This window comes from Arthrobacter sp. zg-Y20 (genome assembly GCF_030142075.1).
Taxonomy (GTDB): Bacteria; Actinomycetota; Actinomycetes; order Actinomycetales; family Micrococcaceae; genus Arthrobacter_B.
On record NZ_CP126241.1, the window covers coordinates 2,977,534 to 2,995,526 of the forward strand.

At 68.9% G+C, this 17,993-nt stretch carries 16 protein-coding genes; 5 read left to right on the forward strand and 11 right to left on the reverse strand.

Annotation, left to right across the window (positions count from 1 at the left end; all coding sequences use genetic code 11):
* Nucleotides 1-64: 64 nt before the first annotated feature.
* Both QNO06_RS14255 and trhO read right to left on the reverse strand, forming a co-directional pair.
* Nucleotides 65-1,912 carry an FAD-binding protein gene (locus tag QNO06_RS14255; protein ID WP_227912620.1) on the reverse strand — a complete coding sequence of 616 codons (1,848 nt, stop codon included), beginning with the start codon at nucleotides 1,910-1,912 and terminating at the stop codon, nucleotides 65-67.
* A 218-nt stretch (nucleotides 1,913-2,130) separates the two neighbouring features.
* The gene (gene trhO / locus QNO06_RS14260; RefSeq protein ID WP_227912619.1) at nucleotides 2,131-3,024 is read right to left on the reverse strand and encodes an oxygen-dependent tRNA uridine(34) hydroxylase TrhO; all 894 of its coding nucleotides are present in this window, start codon (nucleotides 3,022-3,024) and stop codon (nucleotides 2,131-2,133) included.
* Nucleotides 3,025-3,108: 84 nt separating this feature from the next.
* Here trhO and QNO06_RS14265 point away from each other — a divergent pair, with 84 nt between their 5' ends.
* Nucleotides 3,109-3,762, forward strand: a complete 654-nt coding sequence (locus QNO06_RS14265; RefSeq protein ID WP_227912618.1) for a GNAT family N-acetyltransferase — start codon at nucleotides 3,109-3,111, stop codon at nucleotides 3,760-3,762.
* A gap of 115 nt (nucleotides 3,763-3,877) precedes the next feature.
* Nucleotides 3,878-6,217 (forward strand): DEAD/DEAH box helicase, encoded by a 2,340-nt coding sequence (locus QNO06_RS14270; protein WP_227912617.1) that lies wholly within the window; start codon nucleotides 3,878-3,880, stop codon nucleotides 6,215-6,217.
* Nucleotides 6,218-6,334: 117 nt separating this feature from the next.
* On the opposite strand, the gene QNO06_RS14275 is transcribed toward QNO06_RS14270, so the two are convergent.
* From QNO06_RS14275 to ssd, 7 genes are all read right to left on the reverse strand, one after another.
* On the reverse strand, nucleotides 6,335-6,748 hold the full coding sequence (locus tag QNO06_RS14275) for an Rv3654c family TadE-like protein (protein ID WP_227912616.1): 414 nt from the start codon (nucleotides 6,746-6,748) through the stop codon (nucleotides 6,335-6,337).
* Nucleotides 6,732-7,073: a TadE family type IV pilus minor pilin gene (locus tag QNO06_RS14280; RefSeq protein WP_227912615.1), complete on the reverse strand. Its 342-nt coding sequence runs from the start codon at nucleotides 7,071-7,073 to the stop codon at nucleotides 6,732-6,734. Before QNO06_RS14280 ends, QNO06_RS14275 begins: the two co-directional genes overlap by 17 nt.
* Nucleotides 7,074-7,249: 176 nt before the next feature.
* Nucleotides 7,250-7,786, reverse strand: a complete 537-nt coding sequence (locus QNO06_RS16990) for a DUF4244 domain-containing protein (RefSeq protein ID WP_349774812.1) — start codon at nucleotides 7,784-7,786, stop codon at nucleotides 7,250-7,252.
* Nucleotides 7,787-7,932: 146 nt separating this feature from the next.
* Nucleotides 7,933-8,523 carry a type II secretion system F family protein gene (locus QNO06_RS14290; protein WP_227912614.1) on the reverse strand — a complete coding sequence of 197 codons (591 nt, stop codon included), beginning with the start codon at nucleotides 8,521-8,523 and terminating at the stop codon, nucleotides 7,933-7,935.
* Nucleotides 8,520-9,107, reverse strand: coding sequence for a hypothetical protein (locus QNO06_RS14295; protein WP_284162466.1), 588 nt, complete (start codon nucleotides 9,105-9,107; stop codon nucleotides 8,520-8,522). The genes QNO06_RS14290 and QNO06_RS14295 overlap by 4 nt, the downstream gene beginning before the upstream one ends.
* 277 nt (nucleotides 9,108-9,384) lie before the next feature.
* Nucleotides 9,385-10,527, reverse strand: a complete 1,143-nt coding sequence (locus tag QNO06_RS14300) for a TadA family conjugal transfer-associated ATPase (protein ID WP_231708717.1) — start codon at nucleotides 10,525-10,527, stop codon at nucleotides 9,385-9,387.
* Between the two features lie 98 nt (nucleotides 10,528-10,625).
* Nucleotides 10,626-11,873 carry a septum site-determining protein Ssd gene (gene ssd / locus QNO06_RS14305; protein ID WP_284162467.1) on the reverse strand — a complete coding sequence of 416 codons (1,248 nt, stop codon included), beginning with the start codon at nucleotides 11,871-11,873 and terminating at the stop codon, nucleotides 10,626-10,628.
* A gap of 195 nt (nucleotides 11,874-12,068) precedes the next feature.
* Here ssd and QNO06_RS14310 point away from each other — a divergent pair, with 195 nt between their 5' ends.
* Both QNO06_RS14310 and QNO06_RS14315 read left to right on the forward strand, forming a co-directional pair.
* A complete protein-coding gene (locus QNO06_RS14310; protein WP_331460627.1) occupies nucleotides 12,069-12,656 on the forward strand; it encodes a DJ-1/PfpI family protein in 588 nt (195 codons plus the stop codon).
* Between the two features lie 93 nt (nucleotides 12,657-12,749).
* Nucleotides 12,750-15,305: an alpha/beta fold hydrolase gene (locus tag QNO06_RS14315; RefSeq protein ID WP_227912609.1), complete on the forward strand. Its 2,556-nt coding sequence runs from the start codon at nucleotides 12,750-12,752 to the stop codon at nucleotides 15,303-15,305.
* Here the strand turns inward: QNO06_RS14315 and QNO06_RS14320 are convergent.
* Together QNO06_RS14320 and QNO06_RS14325 are read right to left on the reverse strand one after the other, a co-directional pair.
* Nucleotides 15,256-15,528: a hypothetical protein gene (locus QNO06_RS14320; protein WP_227912608.1), complete on the reverse strand. Its 273-nt coding sequence runs from the start codon at nucleotides 15,526-15,528 to the stop codon at nucleotides 15,256-15,258. The genes QNO06_RS14315 and QNO06_RS14320 overlap by 50 nt on opposite strands.
* Nucleotides 15,529-15,620: 92 nt before the next feature.
* Nucleotides 15,621-16,145, reverse strand: coding sequence for a DUF4334 domain-containing protein (locus QNO06_RS14325; RefSeq protein ID WP_284162468.1), 525 nt, complete (start codon nucleotides 16,143-16,145; stop codon nucleotides 15,621-15,623).
* Between the two features lie 109 nt (nucleotides 16,146-16,254).
* Here QNO06_RS14325 and QNO06_RS14330 point away from each other — a divergent pair, with 109 nt between their 5' ends.
* Nucleotides 16,255-17,988: a bifunctional 3'-5' exonuclease/DNA polymerase gene (locus tag QNO06_RS14330; RefSeq protein WP_227912606.1), complete on the forward strand. Its 1,734-nt coding sequence runs from the start codon at nucleotides 16,255-16,257 to the stop codon at nucleotides 17,986-17,988.
* The last annotated feature ends 5 nt before the right edge of the window (nucleotides 17,989-17,993 follow it).

Sequence of the window (17,993 nt, forward strand, 5' to 3'; positions counted from 1 at the left end):
CGGCTGCGCCTGCTCGGACTCCGGCGGCACCCGGCCTCAGCCGGACCCTTTCCTATGCTTTTCCCTATCCTGCCGCCGGTTCCAGCGGCTCCGCGGAGGTGCCGCCGGAACCCGTGGAGTGTGCTGATGGGAGCGCAGCGGCCTGCCCTTCGGATGCCGTTCCGGCAGCGGGCGCCACCGCCGCATGCCGGGCGGCACGGTAGCCAAAGACGACGGCCGGGGCAATGGTGGCCCCCGCCCCGGGATATGTGCGGCCCATGACCGACGCCGTGGTGTTGCCGGCCGCGTAGAGGCCGGACATCACGCTGCCGTCCTCCCGCAGCACCCGGGCATCGGCATCCGTGAGCAAACCGCCCTTGGTGCCCAGGTCTCCGGGGTACAGGCGCACGGCGGAGAACGGCCCCTTCTCCAGCGGTCCGAGGTTCGGGTTGGGCTTGACCCGCGGATCGCTGTAGTAGTTGTCGTACACGGTGTCCCCGCGGTGGAAATCCTCGTCGATGCCGGTCTTGGCGAAGCCGTTGAACCGCTCCACGGTGGCCTGCAGGGCAGCCGGCGGCACACCCATTTTCTCCGCCAGGCCCGTGAGGGATTCGTCCTGGAGCAGCAGGCCCTGCTTCTTCCATTCGCGGCGGCCCTGCAGCAGTGCGTTAAAGAGGTAGCGGCGGGCGTGCCGGGCATCAAAGACCAGCCACGCCGGGTCCCCGGGGACCTTGCGGTTGTTTGCGAGCATGTGGTGTCCGAAGTCCACGTAGGATTCGGACTCGTTCAGGAACCGGTTGCCGGCTGCATCCACCACCAGCGAGAAGGGCATGGAGCGTTCGGCGAGGGTGAAAGTGACCTCGCCTTTCGGCCCCACGCAGGTGGGCCCCCACCAGGCATCGTCCATTAGGGCAAGCGCTCCCCCGCGGGCTGCCACAATATCGATGGCCTGCCCCAGGTCCCCCTCCGGTGCCGATGAATACTCCTTCTCCAGGCCCTGGTACTTTTCCCGCCACTGCGCGTTGCGGGCGAAACCGCCGGCCCCCAGCACCACGCCGCGCCTCGCCCGGATACGCACGTCCCGGCCGTGGCGGCGGACGACGGCGCCCAGCACCGTGCCGTCGTCGTCCTGGATTAGGTCCACCAGCGGAGCCGACAGCCAGACCGGGGTCTGCTGGTTACGGACGATGTACATCAGCGACGAGGCCAGCGCCCCGCCCAGCCCGTAGAGCCGTTTGCCGCGCGCCAGCCCGCCGAGCGTGCGGAAGACAAACCGGGCACCCCGGATAAAGCCGCTGGGCGTGGACCAGGCCCGGGACAGTTCCCATACATCGTCGGTGGCCAGCGGGGCCGGGATGCCGGAAGCGGCCGGACGCGACTGCTTAAACCAGGGACCCAGCAGCTTGGTGTCGAAGGCCCTCACTTCCAGTGAGCGCCCCACCATGCCGCCGGGCCGGTCCGGATAGTAGTCCGGGTAGTCCTTGGACCGCATCCACTGCACGCCCAGGCCGCCCAGGAAGGTCACCACATCGGGCACGGTGCGCAGGAACGCGAGCTTGCGTTCGCGCGAGGAGGCCGGACCGACGTCGGCGATCACCTCTTCCATATAGGTCAGCGCGTTCTCTTGGCTGTCCTCCACGCCGGCCTGCTTCATCAGCGGGTTGTTGGGCATCCACAGCCCGCCGCCGGAAATCGAGGTGGTGCCGCCCCAGAGCTTGGTGCTTTCCACCATGAGGACGTCCAGGCCCTCGTCGGCGGCGGTGATCGCCGCGGTCAGGGCGGCGGCGCCGGTGCCGACCACCAGGACGTCCACCAGCCGGTCCCAGTGCTCCGGCCCGCCCCGGGGTGCTGCTGCCCGGTCAGCGGGCTCCGGAACTGCCGTCCGGCCGTCTCCGGTTTGGCTGTTGCCTTCGTCTACTGCTGCGTCCGCCACGTCAACACTCCCCCGCTTTGAGCCGCGCCCGTCCCCGGTCCGTCCGGCGAAGTGCCGGGTCCGTTCGGGCCTGCCGCGGGCCGTCGGCCCGTGTGCGGGACAGTAACAGCGGGGGTGCCGGAAGTACACAGGTTTATTAGGCTCCGCCTAAGTAGTGCGGAGGCCCCTGCCGCCGCGGCGGCGGGTCACTCGCCGGTCAGCGGCCGGTCAGCGGCGGGTCACTCGCCGCAGCCGTCCGGGCAGCGCAGGGTGGACGGATCGGAGGCGCAGTCCGCGCAGTACAGGGTGAGTTTGCGGCAGGACGGATTGGAACAGTTTTCGAACTTGCTCGTGGGCGCCTCACAGCGCACGCAGCGGCCGATGGTAACGGCGTCGTCGGTGAACTCGGTGTGCATCCGCTTGTCGAAAACGTACAGCGAGCCTTCCCAGAGGCCTTTGTCCCCGTAGGTCTCGCCGTACCGGACAATGCCGCCCTTCATCTGGTAGACCTCCTTGAACCCGCGGTTCACCATCAGGCTGGAGAGCACCTCGCAGCGGATGCCGCCGGTGCAGTACGTGACTACGGGCTTGTCCTTGAGGTCGTCATACTTGCCGGACTCGAGTTCGCTGATGAAGTCGTGCGTGGTGGACACGTCCGGAACCACTGCGCCCTTGAACTTGCCGATCTGCGCTTCGAAGGCATTGCGGCCGTCGAAGAACACCACTTCCTCACCGGCTTTTTCCTTCTGCTCCACGAGTTCGTGGAGTTCCTCGGGACGCAGGTGGGTGCCTCCGCCCACCACGCCGTTCTCGTCCACCTTCAGCTCCCCGGGTGCGCCGAAGCTCACGATCTCGTCGCGGACCTTCACGCTCAACCGCGGGAAATCCTCGGCGGAACCCTCGGAATACTTCACGTCCATCTTCTTGAAGGCGGGGTATTCCCGCGTCGCCTTCACATAGGCCTTCACCGCGTCCAGGTCTCCGCCCACGGTGCCGTTGATGCCGTCGCGGGAGATCAGGATGCGCCCGCGCAGGCCCAGCTTTTCGCACAACGTGCGCTGCCACAGCCGGACGGCGTCGGGATCGGAGAGAGGGGTGAAAGCGTAATACAGTGCAATTCGGTTCAGTGCCACAAGACAAGGGTAGACCGCCGGAGGATGGCCCATTTTCCCCGGGCCCGCATACCTTTCCCTACAGGTGCCCGCTAATGTACATCTATGAGAGCGCTGGACGATGATCTGCTGGAGACCTGGGTCTCCGGCTGGGCACAGGCACGTGGTTACCGGACGCGGCATGAAGGCCGTTTTCCGGCCGCGTTGCTCCATGACCGGACCAACGACTGGGAGTATTTCGCGCTTGAGCCCTCCCACGACGAGTTTGCCGCCCTGGCTTCCTCCGCCCGGCACAGCCCCACCCGGCTGTTCACCATCGTCACCACGCGGGTCAACGAGATTTACGGTGCCGCCACCGTTTACGGTCTCCAGGTCCGCTCCACCGACGAAGTGCTGATGATCGCCGATATGTCCGACCAGGACATCGAGGCGCCGGTCCTGCCCTGGGAAGACTTCGAGACGGAAACCGCCCATGAGGACAACGTGGGATCGGTGACCGTGCTCTCCGGCGGCACGCCGATTGCGCAGGGACGAGTGGCCGTGGTGAACGGCCACGCCGTCTTTGACCGGATCGTCACCGAGCCAGGGTTCCGCCGGATGGGGCTGGGCAGCTACGTGATGCGGGCGCTGACCGCCCTCGCGCTCGAGGACGACGCCGACTCCGGACTGCTGGTCGCGTCCATGGACGGCCAGGAACTGTACCGGTACCTCGGCTGGGAGTCGCTGGCCAGCGTCGTGATGTTCGAGCCGCGGCTCTGACGTCCCGCTGTTCCGGCCCGGGGTGCAGGGGCCGGGCATGAGCGGAGGCTTGAGGGGAGGTTCCCCCTGCAGTGAACATGGTCCGGCTCCGGTTCGCCGGTGGGAGAATGGGCTCGTGGCCCTACATGATTCCCTGATTCCGCTGCTGGGCGGCGGCGCAGAGCCGGAACAGCTGATGCATGTGCATCAGATTCCAGCCCGCCGGGCAGTCACCGCACCGTGGCCCGAGTGGGCGCATCCCGACGTCGTCGCCGCCTACCGGAACCTGGGCATCCAGGAACCGTGGGCGCACCAGATGGAGGCCGCCGACGCCGCGCACGGGGGCAGGCACACGATCATCGCCACCGGCACCGCCTCCGGGAAGTCCCTGGCCTACCAACTGCCGGTAGTGGACGCCATCCACCGGACCTCCCTCGATGACCGCGCCACACTGGAGCCTTCCGGCGCCGTCGCGCTCTACCTCGCTCCCACCAAGGCCCTGGCCGCCGACCAGCTCGCAGCGGTGAAGTCGCTGAAGCTGCCGACCGTGCGGGCCGAGACGTACGACGGCGACACTGACACCGGTGCGCGGCGCTGGATCCGGGACCACGCCAACCTGGTGCTGGCCAACCCGGACATGCTGCACTTCGGGGTGCTGCCCAACCATGCCTGGTGGGCGCGGTTCTTCCGCCGCCTGAAGTACGTCATCATCGACGAAGCGCACAGCTACCGCGGCGTGTTCGGCTCCAACGTGGCGAACCTGATGCGCCGGCTGCGGCGGATCTGCCGGTACTACGGTTCCAACCCGGTCTTTATCGGTGCTTCCGCCACTTCCGCGGACCCTGAGCAGTCCTTCAGCCGGCTGATCGGCGCCCCGGCCACGGCGGTCACCGAGGACCGCTCCCCGCACGGGTCCACCACGGTGGCTCTGTGGGAACCGCAGCTCACCGAGCTGAAGGGCGAAAACGGCGCCCGGTCCCGCCGGACCGTGGTGGCCGAGACCGCGGACCTGCTGGCGAACCTGGTTTCCGCGCAGGTGCGGACCATTGCCTTCATCAAATCGCGCCGCGGAGCCGAGACCATTTCCACCATCACCCGGCGGCTGCTGGACGAGGTGCACCCGTCGCTGCCGGGACGGGTCGCGGCTTACCGCTCCGGCTACCTGCCGGAGGAACGGCGCGAGCTGGAGCGGCGGCTGCGCAGCGGGGAGCTGCTGGGTATCGCCAGCACCTCGGCCCTGGAACTGGGGATCGACATTTCCGGGCTCGACGCCGTGCTCGTGGCGGGCTGGCCGGGAACCCGGGCCTCCCTCTTCCAGCAGATCGGGCGGGCCGGGCGCTCGGGGCAGGACGCGCTGGCGGCCTTTGTCGCCAGCGACGACCCGCTGGACACCTATCTGGTGCACCATCCGGAAGCTATTTTCGATATTTCCGTGGAAGCCACTGTCTTCGACCCGTCCAACCCGTATGTGCTTGGCCCGCACCTGTGCGCGGCGGCTGCGGAGCTGCCGCTGACCCCGGACGAACGGGAGCTCTTCGGTCCCACCGCCGCCGGACTGCTGGAGCAGCTGGTGGGCCAGGGGTATCTGCGGAAACGACCCTCGGGCTGGTTCTGGACGCATCCGGAGAGCGCGGCATCCATGGTGAACCTGCGTGCTGCCGGCGGCGGGCCGATCAACATTGTGGAGTCCGAAACCGGCACCCTGCTGGGCACCATGGATTCCCCGCAGGCGCAGTACCAGGCCCACACCGGGGCGATTTACGTCCATCAGGGCACTACCTTCCTGGTGGACGAGCTCAACGAGGCCGACCACTGCGCCATGGTTACCCGCACCAACCCGGAGTTCTACACCCAGGCCCGGGACATCACCCAAGTTGAGGTGCTGGAGACGGAGCGCACCGAGGAGTGGAACGGCATCCAGGTCTGCTTCGGGACGGTGAAGGTGACCACGCAGGTGGTTTCCTACCAGCGCAAGGCCCTGATTTCGAACGAAATCCTGGGCGAGGAGCCGCTGGAGCTGGAAGCCAAGGAATTGTTCACCAAGGCCGTGTGGTTCGTCATTGATGAACGCTTCCTGCTGGAGGCCGGACTGGCTGCTGCTGACTTCCCCGGCTCGCTGCACGCCGCCGAGCACGCTTCTATCGGGATGCTGCCGCTGGTGGCCACCAGCGACCGCTGGGACATTGGCGGGGTGTCCACCGCGTTGCACGCCGATACGGAGAAACCCACCATCTTTGTCTATGACGGCCACCCCGGCGGAGCCGGTTTCGCCGAACGTGGTTACGACGCCGCCCGGATCTGGCTGGCGGCGACCCGGGACGCCATCCGGGCCTGCGAGTGCGAGGGCGGCTGCCCGTCCTGCGTGCAGTCCCCCAAGTGCGGCAACAAGAACAACCCCCTGGACAAGAAGGGCGCAGTCACGCTCCTGGACGTTCTGCTGAAACATGCCCCGGACGAGGCGCTCGCGCTGAGTTAGCCGGAGGGACAGGGGCGCTACCCCCCGGGTGCAGGGGACGCTCCCTTGGTGTGGGCGAGGGGGACGCTTACCGGAGCCCGGCATCCTTGGAGGACTGCCCCAAGACGCCTGCTGCCCTCATTCCGGCGGCCCTGCGCGTGCGGCGGCCGCTGCCGGGACTGGAAGTGCGGGCACCAGCACCTCTGCCCGCACTGTGACCGTGCCCCGGCCGGCATCGGCCCTGCAGTCGGCGAGCCGCGCGTTGTTCCGGGCCGCCACGCCCCGCGCTACCTCGCAGGCGTCTTCGCTGGCTCCCGCGCCGACGGGTCCCGGAGGGCCCAGCCCGCGGAGTGCGTCGGCACCGGCGAGCGCGGCCAGGTCGGCTGCTGCACCGGCCCGGATGGCCGCCACCGAGACCTGAACCATAACCAGGCCGAACACGGCAGCCCCCACCAGCACCAGACAGATCCCAATGGAAGCGACGGTTCCCGCTCCCCTGTCCCGGACGTCTGCTTCTCCGGCTTTCTCCGGGGTCTCAGCGCGGAACCCCATCGGGCAGGCCTCCATCCCCGGGAAAGGCCACGGCATCTGCGGAGAGCTCCAGCGGCAGCATGTTCAGCAAGGGCAAGGACAGGGCGCTGCGCACTTCCACCGTGATCCACGGTCCTTCCCCGGACAGGACCAGTTCCGCCGACGGACCGGCCACCCTCGCCGCCGCTGCCTGGGCAGCGGAGCTGTCTGCCCGCATCACCTCCCGAGCCGCTGCCCGGGCCGCCTCCTCCAACCGCAGCTGCGTCACACCGGCTGCGATTCCGGTCAGCCCGGCGGCCAGTACCAGCACGATTGCCGGCAACGCCACCGCAAACTCTGCCGTCACTGCGCCACGGTCGCCTAGTACCCGGCCTCCCGCGGTCCGGCCTCCCGCGGCTCGGTCTCCCGCGGCCCGGTCTGGTTCCGCAGCCCGGTCTGGTTCCGCAGCCCGGTCTGGTTCCGCAGCCCTGGCCCGCATCCTTGCCCTCACGCCTGTCCTCACCCAAGTCCTCACACCAGTCCTCACCCAAGGGTCAGTGCGGACCGGATCAGCGAGACCAGCATGGACCGCACTTCGTCGCTGCCGAGTACAACCGCCAGCAGCCCGGCAAAAGCAACCGCAGCGAGGGTGGCAATGGCATATTCCGCGGTGGCCATCCCCGCCTCCCGGTCCGTCCACGCGGGAACAGCCGAACGAGACGAAAGAGACGGATGAGGCGACGGATTCGGAGCGGCCGGAGCATCAGCGGGCTTCATAAGCGAAAGCGGGCGGCTGGGAGCTGCCGGCGGGGTGGACAGAAGGTACACGCCGTGGCGGCCGTTGGACTCCGGATTGCTGCAGCGGGAGCCGGAGCGTGCACCGGGCGCCGGGCGCACGTTCGCTCCAGCCCGGTCCGCAGCATCCGGCGCCAACCGTTCTTGCCGCAGCGGTCCGGACACTGTCAACCGTGATGCGGGCAGCGGCAAACGGTGCGGGGCTTGGGGCAAGCGGTGCATAGCGGGCGGGATCAGCGGTGCGGCCAGCGGTTTCGGCGGTGCGACCGGCGGATTCAGTGTCATGGTGTGTTCCTCCTGCTTGCAGTTCCGTGGAACTTCGATCCTGCCTTCCGGCGTCGTGCGCCGCTGGAGCCCGCGTCCCGCACAAGGACAACGGCTCCCCGATTGCCTGCTGTGGAGGAAGGAAAGCAGCGTTCGAGGAAGGACGGTTATTGCCACCCCGGGACCAGGGACAGCAGGAGCGGCACCACGGTCAGGGCGACGAAGGCGGGCAGGGAACACAGGCCCAACGGCACGACCAGCCGGACCCCGAGAGTGGCGGCACGCCGTTTGCTTTCCGCCCGGCGCCGGCGGCGCATGGCATCAGCGTGGGAATGGATGACGGCCGCCGACGGTGCCCCCGTTGTCGCGGTGAAGCGCAGTGCGGGCCCGAGGGCAAGGAAGGCCGCCGATACCGGTTCCGTCCCGGCTCCGGCTGGTCCTGCCTCCTCGCTGCAGGCAAGCTGCCATGCGGTCTCCCACGGAGCCCCGAGGCTGGAGGCACCCAGCAGGCGGCTAAGGCACCGTGCGGTGGAAGCGTCCACACCTTCGGCGAGTATCGCCAGGGCGGAGGACAGCGGTTGTCCGGCTTTGAGCATCGCCGCCACCAAATCCAGCATTAGGGCCGGATCACTGACACCCGCCTCCGTGTTCGGCTGGGCGGCACTCGGGCCTGGGCCGATGCCCGGCAAGCCCCTTCCGGGCGCCAGGAGCAGGACTGCGGCAGCGGCCAGAAGGACGAACACTGCCAGTCCGTTCATCGCTGGTCCGCCGATTCCCCCGGGTCGGCCGCCCTTCGCACTATCCAGCCCGACCATAAGTACCCGGCCAGCCACAAACCACAGCCAGAACCCGCCGCGACCCATCCAAGCGGCGTCCCCGCCAGTATCTGCAGCGGATTGCCGCCCAACAGATAACCAAGTCCCATCCCGCCGGCCGGCAACCAGGTCAGCAACCGGACCGTAGCCCGCGGTCCGGCCAACGCCGCTGCCCGGTCCGCGGCAGCATCCCGGGAATCGTCCAACTGCCCTGCGTAGCGCATCAGGACGGCGGCCAGCGGGGCACCGCTGCGTTCGGACACCCGAACGCAGGTGGCCAGGCCGGCCCACAGCAACCCGACCTGCCCGGCCCCGTCCAGCCGGCCGCCTGCCGGCGGCCGGTCCGCAGTGCCGGCTTTCCGTCCGGCCCGCCACCGTCCCGCGCCGCGCCGTCCGCTGTCCCGCACAGCAGCGTCAGCGAAGACGGCAACCGGACTCAAACCGAGGGCTGCTGCTGCCCCGGCGGCCTGGAGCACCGGCAGGAAAGGATGTATCCGGCCGCCGGCCGGGTTTTTCGCGGTGTACAAGGAGGCAGCGTCAGCCCATACACGCTGCGCGGACCGTCCCGCTGATAACAGTCCTGCAAGCTCACGGACAAGCAGTGCCGGAGCATCCGGGTCCGGGTCCGCAGGCCGGGCGCGCTGCAACCGCACGGCCGAACCGTGAAGAGGCTTGCCTTCAAGAATCTCCCGGGCCGGCGCCGACCTGCCCCATACGAGGAAGGCGGCCCCGGACAGCAGCACGGCAAGGGTCAGTCCGGTCACGGCCGCACTTCCGGATGCCGGGTCCGGCGCGCTCCGGGCATCAGCAGGCACCGCCGGCCAAGCGGTCCGCCAGCCGCTGCTGCAACTGCTCCCACGCTTTGTCCTGCCGGTATTCCCCGCCTGCGCGGACAAGCGCCGGAACAGCCTTCAGCACACCGTCCTCCAGCGCCAGTACCGCTACCTCGGACACCACGCGGAGACTGGTTTCCCGTTTCAGGTGGATGATAACGTCCAGGGCCGCGGCTGCCTGCAGCGCTACCGCCTCCGGCGTCATGCCGGCCAGAGCACCGAGGGCGGCCAGCCGGGCAGGCACATCCGCAGCCGAATTGGCATGGATGGTTCCGCCCGCCCCGTCGTGGCCGGTGTTGAGGGCGGCCAGCAGCTCCCGGACTTCAGCGCCCCGGCATTCGCCCACCACCAGCCGGTCCGGCCGCATGCGCAGGGCCTGGCGGACCAGTTCCGCCTGCTCCAGCACCCCGCTGCCTTCCACGTTGCCGTGTCTGCTCTGCAGGCCAACCACGTGAGGGTGCAGCGGAGCCAGCTCCGCGGCGTCTTCCACGAGCACCAGCCGTTCCTGCGCTCCGCTGAGGGACAGCAGCGTGGAGAGCAGGGTGGTCTTGCCGGAACCGGTGGCCCCACTGACAAGGAAGTTCAACCGGCGCCGCACAATTTCCCGAAGCACCGCTTCACACCGGCCGTCCATGGTGCCGCCGCGGCCCAGCTCAGCCAGCGTGAAGGCGCGGTTACGGTGGATCCGGATGGAGAGCAGGGTTGACCCCGTGGAGACAGGCTGAAGTACCGCGTGAACCCGGTAACCCTGCAATTGGACGTCAACGCAGGGGCACGAGTCGTCCAGTCTCCGTCCCCCCGCGGCAACCAGTCGGGTGGCGAGTGCCAGCACATCGGAGTCTGCGGCAAAGCGAACCCCGGTCAGCTCCAGCCCGTGTCCGGCGTCCACCCACACCCGGTCCGGGCCGTTGACCAGGATGTCACTGACGTCCGGCAGCATAGCCAGGGGCTGCAGCGGCCCAAGGCCTTGGAGTTCGGCGCGGACCCGGTCCACAGCCTGCAGGGTTCCCTCCGATCCCAGCAGCCGGCCGCTGGCTTGGACCGCCTCCGCCAGCCGTGCCCCCGTGACCGGTTCCGGATGCGCCAGGATCCGGTCCCGCACGCGGCTGAGCAACGGATCGGGACCCACCGGGACCGCTGCGCCGGGGAATGCAGCACCTGGGAACGCCCTGCCCGGAAAGGCAGCAGAGCGGCCTCCGCTACTCCCGGGACTCACGCGGCCCTCCCGGCCATCAAGGTTTCCGCGAGGATCCGCCGCGACGCCACGGCGATCCTGCGCCGGGCCGGGCCGGCCAGGATGCGCCCGTTCTCCGCGGCCTGCTCCATGCCCCGCTGGAACGGCAGGTAACCGGCCAATGGGTACCCTGTGGCTTCGGCTACCCGCTGTTCGTCCCACCCGTCCGCGAGCGGTCCGCGCACCACCACCTGCACCGGTGTCCCGGCCAAATCCGGCTGCAGCGACCGCGCCGCGAGGATGCCGCCGGCGCGTCCAGGAACCACCAGCAACACCTGGTCACAGAAGGGAAGCAGGAATTCCAGGCCCGTGGAGCGGCCCAGGTCCAACACGGTTACGCCGTATCCCCGACGGGCCGCATCCATAACGGCCAGGACAACGCCGCCGTCCCTGGACGGTTCGCCGTTGCCGCGGGCGAGCAGCGAAAACCCTGCCACCGCAGGCAGCCCGGCAGCCAGCTGGACGGGGTTGAGGGTCCCGCTCAGCCCTGCAAGGTCCGGCCAGCGGATGCCCTCCGCCTCAGCGGTCCCCAATCCCCACTCCAATCCGGCTCCCCAGTGGTCTCCATCGATCAGAAGGACCGATTCGCCGGCTTCCGCAGCCGCGGAGCTGATCCAGCAGGACGCGGTGGACGCCCCTGCACCGCCGCAGCCACCCAACACCCCTACGACCAGACCGCCGGGGCCTGCCCTGCCCCGGCCCAAATAGCCGGCAAGCCAGGCTGCTGCGGCAGGCAGGATCGCAACGCGTGCCGCGGCGCTCCCGGCGGCGGCCTCCCAGACCTGGGTATCCGCTGCCAGTCCGACCACAATAATTTCCGCTTTCCCTGCTCCGGAGGGGAAGGCTGCACCGAATCCGGCACCGGAGCTGTTTCCGGAATTCCGCAGGTAGTCGGATCCCACGAGCACCGCATCCGGCTTCAGGGCCACGGCAGCCGGGACGCTGCCGGCCGTGGTGATCTCCACCCCGGCCGCCGCAGCCAAGCGGGCCACCTCGTCCTGCAGTTCCTGGTCCCCGGACACCAGCACCACCGGACCGCGTTCCCGGGCAATGGCTCCGCGCAGCCGCCTGCCCCGCCTCCCGGCAGATGCCGGCCTCAGCCTGCTCCGTCCCGTTGCGGCCTCCGCCGTTGGGAAGTCCGCCGTTGGGAAGTCCGGTGCTGAGATGCCCGCCCCTGAGAAGCCCGCCCCTAAGAAGTCCTGAGCCAAGCCGTGATCCTTTTCCATGGCACCCACCGTGCCAGTCCCGGTTCCTGCCCGGGGGCGAGGCACCGGCCGGGCAGCCAGACCCGGTCCCGGTTCCGGATGTGGAGGAAGAGAGGGACCAGGTTCCGGTTCCGGGAACCGCCGCAGGCCGCCGGAGCCTGCCCCGGCGCTGTGTCGTTCCCTGCTTTCACCGGCGGCACTGGCAGGATGACCGGCATGAAGCACATCGGCATACTGCTCTTTGACGGCGTGGAAGAACTCGACGCCGTCGGTCCGTGGGAAGTCCTGGCCTACTGGACCCAGGTCTTCCCCGAAGACGGATACGACGTCGTCCTGCTGTCCGCCGACGGTGCCCCGGTCACTGCGGCCAAGGGCATGCTTCTGACGCCGCAGCTCTCCGCGGCTGAAGCCCCGCACTTTGAGGTTTTCCTGCACCCCGGCGGACACGGCACCCGGGCGCTGGCAGCGGATCCGGAGCACTTGGATTGGATGCGGGCCCTGCGGGTCAAGGTCCCCCTGATGGCCAGTGTCTGTACGGGAAGCCTGGTTTACGCCGCTGCCGGCCTGCTCTCCGACCGCCCGGCAACGACCTACTGGGATGCACTGGACCGGCTCGCGGCATGGGATTCCAGCATCGAAATCCGGTCCGGGGACCGCTGGGTGGACGACGGCGACGTGGTCACCAGTGCCGGGGTCAGCGCCGGCATTGACATGGCCCTGCACCTGGTCCGCCGGCTGGCCGGAGAAGAACGGGCCAAACAGGTTCGGCGCGGCATCCAATACGATCCCGAACCTCCCGTGTAGGAAATCCCTACCCGGAATCCTGCACGAAATGTCCGCCGGCGGCGGTAGGGTCGGCGCAGGCAGAGGACCCCGCGGACAAGGAAACGGATCACCATGGCACCCGAAAACTCCACGCACTATCCATCCGCAGACAGCCCGGAACACCTGGACGTGCTGATCATCGGTGCCGGCCTCAGCGGCATCGGCGCGGCCTGCCGCCTTCGCCAGGACCATCCCGGCCGCTCCGTGGCCCTGCTCGAATCCCGGAGCCGGGCCGGCGGGACCTGGGACCTGTTCCGCTACCCGGGGATCCGGTCCGACTCGGACCTGTATACCTTCGGCTACGACTTCCGCCCCTGGCGGGAGGAGAAAGCCATAGCCGACGGACCAAGCATCCTGAGCTACCTCAAAGAGACAGCGGCCGAATACGGCGTAGACACCCTGATCCGCTACCACCAGCGGGTGGTAGCGGCGGACTGGTCCAGCGCCGATGCACGGTGGAACGTGACGGTGGAGATGATGCGGACACCGGAACCAGGTCCCGACGGCACCCGGCCCGAACCGGTGGGGACCGGGGAACTCCTGCACCTGAGCGCCCGCTGGATCTTCAATGCCGCCGGCTATTACCGCTACGACAAGGGATACACGCCGGACCTTCCCGGCAGCGAAGATTACCGCGGCCGGATTGTGCATCCGCAGCACTGGCCGGAGGACCTGGACCCGGCCGGAAAGCGGATCGCCGTGATCGGCAGCGGCGCCACCGCGGTCACGCTTGTACCGGCGCTGGCCACGCTCGGAGCAGAGGTCACCATGGTCCAACGGACCCCCACCTACATCCTGCCCATACCGGCGGAGGACCCCATTGCCCGCCGGCTGCGCGGCGTCGTTGGCCCTGAGCGCACCGGCCGGATCATGGCCGAGATCAGTGCCCGCCGGCAACGGGCTATTTGGGCGTTCTGCCAGCGCTGGCCAAACCTGGCCCGGAAGGCCATCCGTAAAATCCAGTCCCGGGTAGTGCCGCCGGGGTTCGATCTGGACACCCATCTGAACCCGCCCTACCAACCCTGGGACCAGCGGCTTTGCGCAGTGCCGGACGGCGACTTCTTCGCCGCCCTGCGCGGCGGCCACGCTGCGCTGGTGACCGGGCAGCTCGCCGGATTCACGGAACACGGACTCCGGCTGGCATCGGGCGAAGAGGTGGAGGCCGACGTCGTCGTGACCGCCACCGGGTTCACCATCCAGGTTCTGGGCGGCATGGAACTGCGCCTGGACGGTGCCCCAGTGCACCTGCCCGAGCACGTGGCCTACCGCGGAGTGATGCTCAGCGGCATCCCCAACATGGCCTTCGCCATCGGTTACACCAATGCGGCCTGGACCCTGAAGGTGGGGTTGCTGACCCAGTGGTTCTCCCGTCTGCTGACGTCCATGGACCGGCACGGTTACACCGCGGCGGTTCCGGTGGCGCCGGAAGCGCTCCAAACGCGCCCGCTCCTGGATTTCGGGGCCGGCTATGTCCAGCGCAGCCTGGCGTCCCTGCCGCGTCAGGGCACGCAGGCACCGTGGCTGATGACCATGAACTTCCTGGCGGACCGCCGGGACCTGCAGAACGGCGTCTTGGCGGACGAACACCTGCGTTTTACGGGGCCGGAACGCCCGGGCGCCGAAGCCGGTCCGGGTGCGGACCGTTTTGCCACCCTCGCCTCCGGGGTGCGGCTGTGCTTCCGCGTGGACGGCCCGGAGGATGGTGAGCCGGTAGTCCTGGTTTCCGGTCTCGGGCTGGACCTGACCGCCTGGCCCGCGGCGCTCGTGGACGGGCTGGCAGCGTCTGGCTACCGGGTGATCCGCCTGGATAACCGGGATGCCGGACGTTCCACCCGAATGGACACCCCTGTGCCGACCCTGCTGCATCAGGCGCTCGCCCGGCCCATGCCCGGCGCCTACCGGATCGAGGACATGGCCGACGACGTCGCCGGGCTGCTGGACCACCTCCAAGTGGCCCGGGCACACGTGACGGGGATGTCACTGGGCGGGATGATTGCCCAGACTTTCGCGGCCCGCCATCCGGCGCGGACCCTGACCCTGACCTCCCTGATTTCGACCACGGGCGCACCCAAGGTCGGTGCCGCGGCGCTGTCCACCAAGGTCCGGTTCGCACAGCGCCCACCCCGCACCCGGGAGGAGTTCGTCCGCGCGCGGGTGGGCATGATGCGGCACCTGTCCGGCCGGGCCAATCCGGCCGATCCCGCCGTCGAGGGCCCGCTGGCCGCCCTGGCATGGGAGCGGGGTGCCTACCCCGACCGCGGGCACGCCCGGGCCCGGCAACTGGGCGCAATCCACGCCTCGCAGGACCGCACCGCCGACCTGGCCGGAATCGGGGTGCCCACACTGGTGATCCACGGCGACCGGGACCCTATTGTGCATCCCAGCGGTGGCCAGGCCACGGCGGCGGCGATCCCGGGTGCACGCCACGTGACCATGCCCGGCATGGGGCATTACTTCCATGCCGCCGCGGTGCCGGAACTGCTGCAGCTGATCATCGGGCACTTCCGCTCCGCCAGCCCGACGGCGCCGTCCCCGGAGCCGCTCCCGGACCCGTCACCGGAGGCGCTTTCCGAAGTTTCTACTGAGGTTCCTGCTGGCCCATCCCAGGTGAAACCGGCACAGCATTGATCTTGGAGTTGGCCGGCAGTTTCCGGACGCGGGAAAAGCCCTTGGCATCAAGGTGGTTCTTCTCCCGGAAAACGGCCACGGCGTCGTCGTAGGCCTCGTTCACCCGGGCGCCTGTGCAGATCTCAGCGGAACCGTCGTTGAAGATGATGCGGATGGCCGCGGAGCGCGGAAAGTGCCGGTCCATCCGAATGAAGCCGTCATTGTCCTGCTGAAGAGTGATCAAGGGATTCCGTCCTGCGTATAAGGTGACAGTCCAGTCTGCCCTATCGGACATGCGCCCGATGCCGCCGCACGGCATCAGCCGGCCCGGAGCGGCTAGCCGCTTCTTCGAAGGGTGAACATAAAGGGGCCCTGCGGGCCGCGGTAGTCCATGGCGCCCAGGAGTGTGTTCCCACTGACTCGCCGGAACGAATCGATGATGGGCTGCGAGTCGTAAACCATGGCCGCGGAAAGTACGCCGCGGTACTCCACCATCCGCAGGCGGGCCCGTGGTTTCCGCGTCCGGACCAGCTGCAGGAGGGGGCGGAGTGCGCGGCCCGCCGCCGGCTGGCGCAGCAGGGGCCCCAGCCGCAGCACCGTGCCCAGCGGCACGAACCAGGGGTTAACGTCGAACGGCCCGCCGTCGCCGCCGGCAAACAGCAGAGGGTGGGCGTCGTCAGGTCCGTCGAACTGCTTGCCGTACCAGCCGAGCCGGGTCAGGACGCCGTCGAGGGGGTGCGACGTCGGCACCTCCGCTCCCTGCCAGGACCCCGTAAGCTCCTGAACCCGCACCGGCGGCAGGGAATCAAAAAACCCGGAGGCCTGCGCCGGAGTGGTTCCACCGCTGAGTTCCCGGAGCATTAAATCCGGTCCATCGATCCGTGGTTCGCCCATCCGGTAAGACTAGCCTGCGGGGCTCCGCCCGGACACGGCGCACCGGTGCTGCACTGATCCGGGTGAGAATAGAGGCATGTACATCGTCCTCGCGCCCGGCACAGGTGTCGACTGGGCCGATGGGCCGGCCGGCTCCTGGACGCTGCAGGAAACCGACGACGCCGGCGTTCCCGCGGCTCCCGCCGTCGTTGTGCCGTTCGCGGACCTGCCCGCCGCGGTGCGGCACTTCGACCAGGCACACCGCGGCTCGGCACCGGTGCGCTGGGTCTGGGAATCGGCCCGAGGCGTCTATGGCCGGATGCTGGCGGCCGGAATCACGGTGGAACGGTGCCATGACCTGGCCCTCGTACGCGGCATCCTCCGTTATGCCGAATCCGTACCGGCAACCCCTTACACGGAGAAGCTCCGGACACAGGCGCCGGATGAGGATCCCGTACCGCGGCAGCTGTTGCCCGTACAGGCCTCGCCGGACCAGACCTCCATCTTCGACACGCTCGAAGCTCCCGACGGCGCCGCGGCCGGGAGCGCCCACAGCACTGCCGGCGAACTGGCGGCGGAATTGGCCGACCAGTTGGACGCAGTGGCGCGGTCCTCGTCCCCGGCCAGGCTGAACCTGTTGGCCGCGGCAGAGTCCACCGGCGGAATGATCGCAGTGGAGATGGAAAGCTCGGGGATACCGTGGCGGCGGGACATCCACGAAGCGATGCTCCAAGATGCGCTCGGTCCGCGGCCGCGGGAAGGAGCACGGCCGGAACGTCTTGAACAACTCGCGGCAGAGCTGCGCCGGCTGCTGGGCAACCCCGGTTTCAACCCCGATTCGCCCCAGGAGCTGCTAAGGGCCCTGCACCGGGCCGGCATAGAAGTACGCAGCACGCGTTCCTGGGAATTGGAGCAGCATCACCATCCGGCGATCGAACCGCTGCTGGAGTACAAAAAACTGTCCCGCCTCCTCACCGCCAACGGCTGGACCTGGCTGGATAACTGGGTCCGGGATGGCCGGTTCCGGCCCGAGTACGTGGTGGGCGGTGTCGTCTCCGGCCGCTGGGCTTCCCGCGGCGGCGGTGCCCTGCAGATTCCCAAGACGGTCCGCGATGCCGTCCGTCCGGACCCCGGGCACCGGCTGGTAGTGGCAGACGCTGCCCAGCTGGAACCGCGGGTGCTGGCGGCGCTCGGGCAGGATTCCGCCCTGGCGGCAGCAGCCCGCGGCAAGGACCTGTATCAGGGCATTGCCGACCAGAACTTCAACGGGGACCGGGGACAGGCGAAGATGGCGATGCTCGGCGCCATGTACGGGGCCACTTCGGGCGAAGCAGGACGGTTGATGCCGGCCCTGACCCGGTCCTATCCGCGTGCGATTGACGTGGTGGAACGCGGTGCGCGCGCCGGAGAAGCGGGGCGTGTAGTCAGCAGCCATTTGGGCCGGAGTTCGCCGCCCGTTTCAGAACGCTGGCTTCGTGCCCAGCAAAGCACCAGCGCAGAAGAACAGCGCCGCGCGGACTCCCTCGCCCGCTCCCAGGGCCGGTTCACCCGCAACTTCGTGGTCCAGGCCACGGCGGCGGAATGGGCCTTGTGCTGGCTGGCGGAGATCCGGCGCAGGCTGCGTGCGGCGTCATTGGACTCCCCCGCGGGCGAGCTGGTCTTTTTCCTGCACGACGAAGTGATGCTGCATGTGCCGGCTCCCCGGGTCGAGGAGGTCAGCGCCCTGGTGTCCGACGCCGCCGCTGCCGCCACCCGGCTGCTGTTCGGTCCCATTCCGCTGGAATTTCCGGTGCTGGTCACAGCCGTCGATTCCTACGCGGATGCCAAGTAGGCGGC

Bases quoted from the DNA above. Each gene is read 5' to 3' on its own strand.
- QNO06_RS14275 (WP_227912616.1), bottom strand. From the start codon at position 6,748: ATGGGGTTCCGCGCTGAGACCCCGGAGAAAGCCGGAGAAGCAGACGTC.
- QNO06_RS16990 (WP_349774812.1), bottom strand. From the start codon at position 7,786: ATGACACTGAATCCGCCGGTCGCACCGCCGAAACCGCTGGCCGCACCG.
- ssd (WP_284162467.1), bottom strand. From the start codon at position 11,873: ATGGAAAAGGATCACGGCTTGGCTCAGGACTTCTTAGGGGCGGGCTTC.
- QNO06_RS14310 (WP_331460627.1), top strand. From the start codon at position 12,069: ATGAAGCACATCGGCATACTGCTCTTTGACGGCGTGGAAGAACTCGAC.
- QNO06_RS14330 (WP_227912606.1), top strand. From the start codon at position 16,255: ATGTACATCGTCCTCGCGCCCGGCACAGGTGTCGACTGGGCCGATGGG.
- QNO06_RS14290 (WP_227912614.1), bottom strand. From the start codon at position 8,523: ATGAACGGACTGGCAGTGTTCGTCCTTCTGGCCGCTGCCGCAGTCCTG.
- QNO06_RS14315 (WP_227912609.1), top strand. From the start codon at position 12,750: ATGGCACCCGAAAACTCCACGCACTATCCATCCGCAGACAGCCCGGAA.
- QNO06_RS14265 (WP_227912618.1), top strand. From the start codon at position 3,109: ATGAGAGCGCTGGACGATGATCTGCTGGAGACCTGGGTCTCCGGCTGG.
- QNO06_RS14325 (WP_284162468.1), bottom strand. From the start codon at position 16,145: ATGCTCCGGGAACTCAGCGGTGGAACCACTCCGGCGCAGGCCTCCGGG.